Annotated in this window: 7 protein-coding genes and 1 pseudogene; 4 read left to right on the top strand and 4 right to left on the bottom strand. The window is 52.7% G+C overall.

Going from position 1 to position 8430, the window contains the following annotated elements; genetic code table 11:
• The first annotated feature begins 71 nt into the window (after positions 1–71).
• From RY831_RS32380 to RY831_RS32370, 3 genes are all read left to right on the top strand, one after another.
• A complete protein-coding gene (locus RY831_RS32380) occupies positions 72–353 on the top strand; it encodes an integrase core domain-containing protein (RefSeq protein WP_326510413.1) in 282 nt (93 codons plus the stop codon).
• Between the two features lie 2164 nt (positions 354–2517).
• The gene (locus RY831_RS32375; RefSeq protein WP_326510412.1) at positions 2518–3579 is read left to right on the top strand and encodes a MerR family DNA-binding transcriptional regulator; all 1062 of its coding nucleotides are present in this window, start codon (positions 2518–2520) and stop codon (positions 3577–3579) included.
• A complete protein-coding gene (locus RY831_RS32370; RefSeq protein ID WP_326510411.1) occupies positions 3576–4991 on the top strand; it encodes a carotenoid oxygenase family protein in 1416 nt (471 codons plus the stop codon). The genes RY831_RS32375 and RY831_RS32370 overlap by 4 nt, the downstream gene beginning before the upstream one ends.
• 27 nt (positions 4992–5018) lie before the next feature.
• Here the strand turns inward: RY831_RS32370 and RY831_RS32365 are convergent, their stop codons facing one another.
• The 3 genes and pseudogenes from RY831_RS32365 to RY831_RS32355 form a co-directional block, all read right to left on the bottom strand.
• Complete coding sequence (locus RY831_RS32365) at positions 5019–5315, bottom strand: hypothetical protein (protein WP_326510410.1); 297 nt, start codon at positions 5313–5315, stop codon at positions 5019–5021.
• Positions 5316–5421: 106 nt separating this feature from the next.
• Positions 5422–6486, bottom strand: coding sequence for a serine hydrolase domain-containing protein (locus RY831_RS32360; protein ID WP_326510409.1), 1065 nt, complete (start codon positions 6484–6486; stop codon positions 5422–5424).
• Positions 6487–6524: 38 nt separating this feature from the next.
• Positions 6525–6764, bottom strand: a pseudogene (locus RY831_RS32355) (transposase); the annotation flags it as partial.
• Positions 6765–6981: 217 nt separating this feature from the next.
• On the opposite strand from RY831_RS32355, the gene RY831_RS32350 reads away from it, so the two are divergent.
• The gene (locus tag RY831_RS32350) at positions 6982–8214 is read left to right on the top strand and encodes an IS110 family RNA-guided transposase (RefSeq protein WP_326510408.1); all 1233 of its coding nucleotides are present in this window, start codon (positions 6982–6984) and stop codon (positions 8212–8214) included.
• A gap of 13 nt (positions 8215–8227) precedes the next feature.
• On the opposite strand, the gene RY831_RS32345 is transcribed toward RY831_RS32350, so the two are convergent.
• On the bottom strand, positions 8228–8430 hold a 203-nt coding region (locus tag RY831_RS32345), incomplete at its 5' end, for a hypothetical protein (protein ID WP_326510407.1).

Genomic DNA, 8430 nt, shown 5'->3' with positions numbered 1-8430 from the left:
CATCTCAGGTTCCTCCTTCGGTAAACGGACAAACAGAAGGATGCTCCTACTCTTGATGGCTGACATTCTGCATGTACTACGGCCTGGTCTTTACCAGCCGCAGCTATACCGCGCTGGTCAGAAGCTATGGATTGAAGCAGGAACTCATTACACCGCATTGCCCGGAGCAGAACGGCATGGTGGAACGGGTGATTCGTACACTGAAAGAGCAATGTGTACACCGCCATCGGTTCGAAACCTTGCAGCATGCGAGCCGGGTCATTGCAGACTGGATTGGCTTCTATAACAATCGGCGTCCGCATCAAGCGCTGGGCATGAGAACGCCTGCTGAGGCATTTGCTTTAGCAGCATAGTCTGAGCAGATTCCGCTGGGTCGATACATCTACGCCTTTGAAATAAATAGTTACTATGGATAATGAACGAAGAACAATCTTTAGTTTGTGAAACCTGCAGCGAAACGCTCGCTGGCTTACCGTCGTACAGGAGCGGGAATAAGCGGCTCCAGAATCGTCCATTGTTCATCGGTAAGTTCTTCTCTCCGCGCCATGATGAAACTCCGTCATGACGAAAAGAGCGTTGACTACCTATTTACGAAATGAGTTCTAATTTCGAAGTTCCCGTATCTCGCTAGCAAACTACTTAAATAGTCATCTCTTTTATTATCTGAACCAGCTATTTGAATTCCAAATTGCCACTTGACTCTCTCGTAACGATACGTTTTAACATGTCGGTAACTTCATAAGAAGTCATATTTTACGAATTGGAGAACCGTCCAAGTGAACCGTTGCCGCGATACGTGTCTTGCTACATTACGTTGAGATCTGCCGGCTTTTGCCTTTCGCACGTTTAGAAGACAGATTCCGGCTAGTGACTCAACTCTTACCCAGAGTGTCCGTTTCACGTACAGTCGATTGGCAGCCTAAGATCTGGTACGTAGATTTCCTCTATTAGACCTACGCCATTAAGATCGCGCAAGGCTGTCAGCGTTTTCATATTTAGATGCGTAGCTTGACTACCAAATATGCCTATAAATACATCTTCCTGCATTCACGTCCAACTTAACTAGTCAGAAATCCGACCCATCTCTCCCTTAGTGGGAGGGTTTTGCACATAAGGAAACTCAGGATCACTCATGCGTTTCAATATTAACGAATTGGCCGAGCGTTCCGTCGGCACAACTTTTGCGGCACTTGGTTGCAATGCGATAGGTGTCTTGAATAGGCACCATTTGGATAGTCTGTTCCGACTTCACAGTCCAGAGTACGTTGGCAAACGCTCTCGCATACAAGTACTTTGCCGATTTGAGCTTCCGTTCGACGCGATCCAGAAAGCTCTGACAGTTGGCGGCGCAACTTTCCCAGACATACTGGAAACCCTTAGAATATTGCTTTTGTAGCACTACAGTGTGACTTCATGCTTAGCGCCTTGACGGTAACGGCAGAATATAGCGAAGGCCTGATATCTTCGTCGTCAATAGGACTAGGCAATAGTGAGCGCAGTAGTGGCGGTATTCGCCATACCAAGTGCCAGAGTAGCTTGCGGATGTTCGGAACAGTCAGTGGGATGATCTAATCTGGGCTGCCTCTAGTAATTCATCGCGGGCTGAGGTTTTGTTTTCATAGGCGGGCCGTAATAAATCGCTGACATGAAAAACTATTGTCTGCATATTTCGATAGGCGCTAGATAAAGGAAAAACCGGCCGCCAAACTGGTCGAAGGAGTCGATGGCCAAGCACTGACGGGGTATGTCCGGTTGTGACGACCATGTCATCAGCATATATGAACGCAGGGTGGCCGTACGTGAGATCTAGGGCCATTTGCTGGAGTTCGACGGCACCGAAGTGTCACCGGGCCCGATCCCTACCATCACTGGCGAAATCATTGAGGAACTGACGCAATTGCAGCAACGCCCCTCAAAACCGTTTGCGCGATCGTGTAGTTCGATGTATTGCGGCTCAAAATCCCTGATGAAGGAAAGGACAAAAGCAAAGCAGTGTATCTGGGACTAGGCATGCGTGCCGATGTTCCCAGGAAGCGCCGGGATTGAGGAACGAAATAACCGAAGGTGCCAGGTGCTAGCTCAAGGTCTTCAGCGACTTCAAGAAGGATGGCTTGATCGACATCATGATCGCTGTCGTCGACGGTCTACGCGGGTACCCGAAAGCCATTGAGGCGGCCTAAGCGTAAGCTCAAATCCAGACTTGCATCATGCACCTGTTCCGCAGTTTGACCACTCTAATGGCGTGGGAGGACCGCAAGGAACTAGTGGCACTTGCCCAACAACAGGACGGCGACCAAGCTGCTGTTCCTAGCCTTGTGCGATATGGAAAAGACTCGAAGACGCCGTAGCGGATGCTGATGCAGGAGACCAAACAGTTCGCCATTGTTGGGCGGGCGGCTTCACCAACGCTACCAGCTAGACCGGTTCCGCCCACAAAAATAATGACAGATTCCCTGAGAGGCGCTTGACTCTCTCGTTGCGGTAGGATTTAGCATATCTGAAACTTTAGGAGTCCATATGCTGTTAAAAATTGGCGAGTTGGCAAAGCGGTCCGGCGTGACGATACGTGCACTGCGACATTACGACGAGATCGGCCTACTTTCCCCCTCGACGCGTTCAGAGGGCGGATTCCGGCTCTATAGTCTGGAAGACGTTGGCAAGCTTTATCGCATACAAGCGCTCAGCCGCCTCAGTCTTCCGCTAGCCGAAGTCCAGAAGGTTCTGGCCGCTGGTAATGCAACCTTTCCAGACATAATGGAAGAGCAGATTGCCTTTCTCGATCACCAGATCAGCCATGCAGTTGACCTGCGTGATCATTTGGTCGAACTTCGATCACGGGTTCAACAATCCGCTGCCTTAACCATGGATGACTGGGTCGGCGCGTTGGCGCAGATGTCGGCTGTCTCCCGATATTTCAATGACGACGAACGCCGCGCGCTGGCGGCCCGACGCGCCTCTGTCGACGAAAGCTGCGATAAAGAGAAAGCAGCAATGACAATTTCATTGCAGCAGCTGATGACAGAAGGCGTGAAGGCCGACACTGACGAAGCGCAGGAACTAGCGTACCGCTGGATCCAACTTCTTATGGCGGAAGTCGGTGGCGATGAAGGACTGTTGATGAAATATTACACCATGCAGTGGAATGAAGATTCCCTGCAGCTGATATCCGGAATAGACCAAGCCGGAATGACCTATATTTCACACGCCATGGCATACCGCCGTTTGAAAATCTATGCCAGGTACTGCACCAGCGACGAGATCCGTAGCTTGCGTCGTCATTATATCCGGCACACAACATCATGGCCGCCGCTCATTGCCGCAATACGCAGTCACATGACGATCGGCACCGATCCAAAAGATCCAGAGCTGCAGCGTCTCGCACGGGAGTGGACAGCATTGGAGAGCAAGAAGGTGGGCGGTGACCTGGCACTGGCGACCAAACTTCAGCAGGCCTTTATGCACGAGCCGGCATTACGGTTTGGCTCGGGCACAGATGGACCATTTCTCTCCTATCTAGAGAACGCACTGCAGGCACTTTCCAATAATCCGATCAATAGCAAAACCAAGGACTCAGCATGACTTCAACTCATCATTTTTTAACCGGTAACTTCGCGCCGGTTCGCAGCGAACAAGACTTTACGGAGCTTCGTGTCATCGGCACCTTACCGGAAGCACTGGTCGGCACGCTTTATCGTGTTGGGCCGAATCCTCAATTCGACCCACGCGACCAGTTCTACCATTGGTTTGCTGGCGACGGCATGGTCCACGCGTTTTACTTTGGGAGCGGGAAGGTCGCCTACAAAAACCGCTGGATGCGCACACCAAAATGGCAATTGGAGAACAAGGCTGGCAAGGCGCTTTTCGGAACATTCGGCAATCCGGCGACCAGCGATCCGGCGGTCGTTGGCCGCAGTACGGGAACGGCCAACACGAATATCGTTTCCCACGCTGGCCGTCTGTTCGCCCTTGAAGAATCGCATCAGCCGTTTGAATTCGATCCGCTTACCTTGGAATCGAAGGGCTACCAAAGTTTCGACGGAGCAATTTTATCTCGCTTTACTGCTCATCCTAAACCGGATCCCGAGACCGGCGAACTGCACTTCTTCGCTTACTCGGCAAGCGGGCCGGGTACGACTGAAATGCATTACGGTACCCTGGACAGGGGATGCAGGGTCGCCAGAATGGAATCGTTCCATGCGCCTTATGCCAGCATGGTGCACGACTTCATTGCGACAACCGGGCATGTGCTGTTTCCAATAACGCCGCTCACCTCCAGCATGGATAGAGCCATGCTGGGTAAACCGCTGTTTGCGTGGGAGACGGATCGAATCGTCCACCTTGGTGTATTGCAAAAGGGAGCCGACATTAGTGCAATGTGTTGGCTGGACATGGACGCGTGCCATGTATTTCATTTCATGAATGCTTGGGAAACCAATGGCAAGATTACGGTATATGCGATGGAGGCCGAGATGGCTCCGGGGATGCCCTATGCTGACGGACGGCCGGGCGAGCCCGGGAAATCAGCAGCAAGATTGGCGCGCTGGACTATCGATCTGAATGGTCCGCCGCCTGGGAAGATCGAGCGTGCGGTCGTTGACGACGTCCCCGCGGAATTCCCAAGAATCGACGAGCGATACGCGGGCCGGTACAACCGCTACGGCTGGTACGTTTGCCATGCAGATGGTAAGCCCAGAAACGATGCGGAAAATGCATTGTATGCGACATTGACCTGCCATGACTTCACTACAGGATGCAAGCAGCGCTACAGCCTGCCGGAAGGCGATGTCCTATCAGAGCCGGTATTCGCGCCGCGCCACGAAACGGCCAATGAAGGGGACGGCTGGATTGTGATGACCGCATGGCGCAACGCCGAGCAACGCAGTGACCTGTTGGTGTTCCATGCAACAGATATCACGGCCGGACCCATTGCCGTAGTACAGCTGCCATGCCGGGTTCCTTTCGGATTTCATGGTGCGTGGATCGCCGCGTAGTTACACAAGCATGGTCCAGCGTCTAAATTATGCCATGGCTTGATTGTACTCTTTTTGTACCTGCCCTAGGCGGCTGAGGTCGCCTAGGGCATCTCGTTCATACCCGACAACAGCCACGATGTGCAAAAAAAGTTTTAATACTATCCACTTTTCGGAAGTCAATAGGTAGGGCAGTACATCATAAATGGATAACAAGGTCTGAATAATCTCTCTGAAGAGTCGTTTGTAGGAAAGCCGGAACTTGTCGCGTCCCCTGTGCGTATTCAGACGCACGTCCCCATCATGTCCAGCAATGTCTTCGCCGGGACTGGTGAATATCTTCACGAATCCTGCTAAGCCCTCACTTGAAATAGGTATAAGCGAATCTGGAAGAGGACCCAATGCGAAATGCGTCAGAAAGCGGTCACAGAGTAAGGTGAGTGTGCCTAGCTTAGGCCAACATGTGAAAACGAAATACCCCGTGCTCAGCCGGGATGGTCGCGCGAGCGAGCGCAGCGGCTAGTGGCATTCCCCGTTCGCTATTGGTAAACAAGACAAAGCCGTCTTTGGACGATGCCGACATCATCGCAAATGATCGGTACCCGGGATTCTTACCCCACTGCCAGAGGTAGGGACCACCGGCCGCGATCTCTATGCCCCACCCACGGCCCCAAGCAAGGCCTAATTCGGGTGCCGTTGGAATGGGATTCGCCAATGTTAATGGCAATAAAGTCTCATCTGACAGCAAGGCTTCGAGCAGCATTGCATAATCTCCCGATGTCGTATACAGCGATGCTGCCGCATTGGGCTCTTTGAATTCTCGCCGGCGGTCGAGGCCAAGCCGCAGAGCGCCGTTTACTAGCTGTCCACGAACATCCTCGGTTAAGCGTAATCTCGAACGCCGCATTCCAAGTGGATCGAAGACATACCTCGTCACGCAAGACTCAATGTCCTGTCCGGTCACAGCACTAATGACTGCCTGCAAAAGGACATAACCTTCACCAGAATATTGCCATCGTTCGCCCGGCTCAAACTGAGGGGAGAGCGCTCCGCTCGTCCAGTTTGGTAGGCCGGAAGTGTGATTGAGTAATGTCGTCAAAGGAATACGGGCCAATGTGGCAGGCTTTACCAGATCAACTACTGGGGCTTTCGAGCTAAATGGGTTCTGGCGGTGTATATAACCTTCAGGTAAGTAGAGTGACACCGGCGCGTTCAAGTCGATCTTGCCGCTTTGCGCCAATTTCAGCACTACGAATGCAATAACCGGTTTGGTGAGTGAGGCCGCTTGGAATATTGTTTCTGCATTAACATGAACATTCGAGGCGCAGCCTGACAGCGTCACGCTGGCGCTAGGCTTTCCGACATCGAGCGTGACGTAGCTAATGGCGCCGACGCCGAGTCTAGTTGCTAGCTCGGGTATTGATTCCTCGCTGTATTTAGAAAGGTCTGTCGCGCAAGAGGATATGAACGGTGCAGTTGTAGCGGCAACGACGAATTTACGACGTGAAATCGGCATAGCTTGGACCTGTCAGGATATTTGTGTGCGGGGTCGGTTTATTGGATAGCGTTGGTGAAGCGCTCGCCGAACATAATGGCGAACTGATTGGCCGCCTGCCTCCACGTTCGTTGCGGCATCTTCCAATCTTTTCCAATATTGCGCGAGGCCAGGAACAGTAGCTTGGTCGCGGCCTCGTCACTGAGGAAGTGCCCCCGGTTCTTGACGATCTTGCGCAGTCGCATATGCAAGCTCTCGATGACATTGGTAACCGGCATGATATGGGTTGGCGCCACACTGTTCCCGCCGTTGCAATTTTGGCGTATGGTGTGACCATCCGGGACAGGGGCGTCAGGGGAGCACGAAGAGTGGGCAAGCCGGTTGTATACGATGAGCTGTGAGCTCGTGTTTGTAGTTGGCTGCCCCTGCGACCCGCCCGGTTGCGCCGCGAGCGCGAATCCGTAGTTGTCGTGTCGCCCATTTGCTCCCATGGTATTTATTTACCAGGAGAAAGCCATGCGCATTATTGGAATGGATGTTTCCCGCTCTGTCGCGGAAACTGCGTATTTGCAAGACGGAATGGTCCGGCCCGGACCACGTGTCCTTCTCAAGCATCCTGAGCTGGATCAGTATGCGAGCCGACTAGGTCCTGACGACCATGTCGTACTAGAAGCCACTGGCAATACCGCTGCTATCGTGGCTGCTTTAAAGCCTCATGCAGGACGTGTCATTGTCGCCAACCCTCTGCAAGTGAGACTTATCGCAGAGGCCAAGGTCAAAACTGACAAAATTGATGCTGCCATTCTGGCGCAGTTGTATGCTTCCGGATTCTTGCCCGAATTCTGGATACCTGATGAGGAAACCCAGGCATTGCGCCGGCAGGTAGCCAGGCGGGCGCAATTAATCCGGCAGAGAACGCGGTTGAAAAACGAAGTACATGCGGTGCTCGCGAGTCACCTCATTGTGCCATGTCCGATGTCAGACCTCTTTGGGAAGACGGGCCGGGCCTGGCTTTCACGGCAACCACTGCCGCTCGATGAACGCATCGGCGTTGAGCAACGCTTACGAAGTATCGATCGAATTGATGAAGATTTACAGCAGGTGCAAATGCCGCTCGCGCAAACTGTACTGCATAATCACCAGCTCGATCGGCTGCTTACGATCACTGGCGTCAACTCCATCATTGCTGTCAGCCTGCTGGCTGCAATCGGCGATATTGGGCGCTTCTCATCGCCCGAGAAATTGGTCAGTTACTTTGGACTTAATCCGTCAGTCCACCAGTCCGGCCTTCAGCCTGCCAAGCATGGAAAGATCAGTAAACGTGGGCGTTCCCATGCACGTGGCATGCTAGTCGAGGCGGCATGGGCCGCAGCGCAGACACCAGGGCCACTGCGTGCGTTCTTCTTGCGTATCCGAGATCGACGTGGAATGCAGATCGCGGCTGTGGCGTGTGCACGTAAGCTCGCCATCATTGTGTGGTATGTCCTAACGCGGGACGAACCATTCGCATGGGAGCGACCGGTTTTGGTGAACCACAAGCGACGTCAACTCCAGCTACAGGCAGGCATGCCCGCTCAGCGTGGGAGCCGCAAAGGAATCGATGCGGCTTATAACCTGAAATCGGTACGTGACCAGGAACGCATCCTGGCAGAACAAACAGAAAGAAACTATCAACGCCTGTTCTCCCGATGGCAACAGAGCCGACCGAAGAACGGCAAGAAAGCGGAGTGGCCGGTTAAAACACACTGACTTTATCAACAGTTTAACTTCTGACTCCTGCCGATCTGAAAAACACCAGATCGGCAGGCCGAATCCTGTTGTGGCCGAACTTCAGTAAATGCGTCTTTGATACACAACCTCTTACAAAATCATTGTCAATTTCATCCGTTGTGTAGATGATGGTTCTGACCTCAGGGGGATACGCAAAGAAGGGAATGACCTGCTGCCACTGGCGCTTCCACATTG

Source organism: Noviherbaspirillum album, from assembly GCF_035916955.1.
Classification (GTDB): Bacteria; Pseudomonadota; Gammaproteobacteria; order Burkholderiales; family Burkholderiaceae_D; genus Noviherbaspirillum; species Noviherbaspirillum album.
This window is presented reverse-complemented; position numbering and strand designations above follow the sequence as displayed.